This window comes from Shewanella sp. 11B5, from assembly GCF_002836795.1.
GTDB lineage: Bacteria > Pseudomonadota > Gammaproteobacteria > Enterobacterales > Shewanellaceae > Shewanella > Shewanella frigidimarina.
The window spans coordinates 1-1,800 of sequence record NZ_PJAP01000768.1; the positions used below are offsets into that span (position 1 = coordinate 1).

Here is a 1,800-nt window from a genome sequence, read left to right on the forward strand (position 1 = left end):
ATTACAACGAAGCCAAGGGCGAGGGATTCGATTAGTCGGTGTGAGCGTTGGCCTAGCGGATGTGACGTTGGCTCCTTCCGAGAGTAGTGTCGATCAAATTACTCAACTCGATTTACAATTTTAGGCGCTCATTTTATAACGGAAACCATAGAGAGCAAAAAGGCGACATTGCTGTCGCCTTTCTTATATGGCTTATCAGCCAATTATAACCATAGCCACAATCACTTTACTGATTACGCCTCTTTAGCTGGGATACGCTCTAATACAGCAAGCAGTAATTCCCAATATTGACCAACCGTGGTGATGTTGACCATTTCATCTGGGCTGTGCGGATAACGAATCGTCGGACCAATCGATACCATGTCCATGTGCGGATAAGGTTCTTTAAATAAACCACATTCAAGACCCGCATGAATAACCATCACGGTAGGATCTTTTTTATAAATATCGTTATAGGTGTCACGCACAATTTCCATAACAGGTGAGCTAGTGTCTGGTTTCCAACCTGGATAAGCACCGCTTAAATCAATGCTAGCACCCGATAGATTTGATAGTGCGGTTAGCATACCAGTGACTTCTTCACGCCCCGAATCGATTAATGAACGAATAAGGCATAATATTTCTACGCTTTCATCTTCAGTGCTGATCACGCCGATATTTAATGATGTTTCAGTGACGCCTTCTACTTCATCGCTCATGCGGATAACACCGTTAGGGCTAGCATGTAATAAGTCGATTAAGGTATTTTGCGCTTCTTCGTCCATCACTTTTGTTGGTGCATCAATTGCGGCTAACGTGAGTAACATGGCAGGATCAGCTACGGCTAACTCTTCACGCACTAACGCTTGAAATGACTCAATAGCTTGTTTTAATGCTTCAACATTTTCAGCTGGCAACATCAATTGAACGTTAGCTTCACGCGGAATCGCATTACGCAGCGAACCACCACTAAAGCTGACTAGCTCTAAGGCTAATTCCTCACTGTATTTAAATAAAAATCGCGCTAATAACTTGTTAGCGTTACCACGACCAAGATGAATATTGACACCAGAATGGCCGCCTTTTAAACCCGACATAGTCAGTGAAAAGCTGGCGTTGCTTTGTTCTGGTGCTTGCCAAGACATTGGTACACTTATTTGTGCATCAACACCGCCGGCGCAACCCATGTAGATTTCACCTTCTTGCTCTGAATCAGTATTAATTAAAATTTCAGCATCAAGGTAACCGGCTTCTAAACCAAAAGCGCCAGTCATGCCGGCTTCTTCATCAATGGTGAGCAGCACTTCGAGTGGCCCGTGCTTAATGTCTTTACTGCCTAAAACGGCCAACGCCGAAGACATACCAATACCGTTATCAGAACCTAAGGTTGTTCCTCTAGCTTTAACCCAATCACCGTCAACATAGGCTTCAATCGGATCGGTTTCAAAATTATGTACTTTGTCGGCATTTTTTTGCGGCACCATATCAATGTGCGCTTGTAACACCACTATTTTGCAGTTTTCCATTCCTGCAGTAGCAGGCTTACGGATGATTAAATTACCCACTTTGTCTTCAACAACCGCAAGGCCTTGAGCTTTTGCCCATTGTTGAATATGTTGTGATAACGCATGTTCATGCTTTGATGGATGTGGAATAGCGCAAATTTGTTCAAACCATTGCCATAGAGGCTGAGGATATAATTGAGTTAATGCAGTCACGAAACGCCCTCTAAGATGAAATCAAGTCGATATACGACACAAAATATAACTGCGACTATTTTAACATATTCTGCGCAGTTACTTGATATTGCGATACCGATTT

1 protein-coding gene is annotated in these 1,800 nt (G+C 42.9%); it reads right to left on the reverse strand.

Annotation, left to right across the window (positions count from 1 at the left end):
• Window positions 1–233: 233 nt before the first annotated feature.
• A complete protein-coding gene (locus CXF78_RS16270; protein ID WP_102037366.1) occupies window positions 234–1,697 on the reverse strand; it encodes an aminoacyl-histidine dipeptidase in 1,464 nt (487 codons plus the stop codon).
• Window positions 1,698–1,800 lie beyond the last annotated feature (103 nt).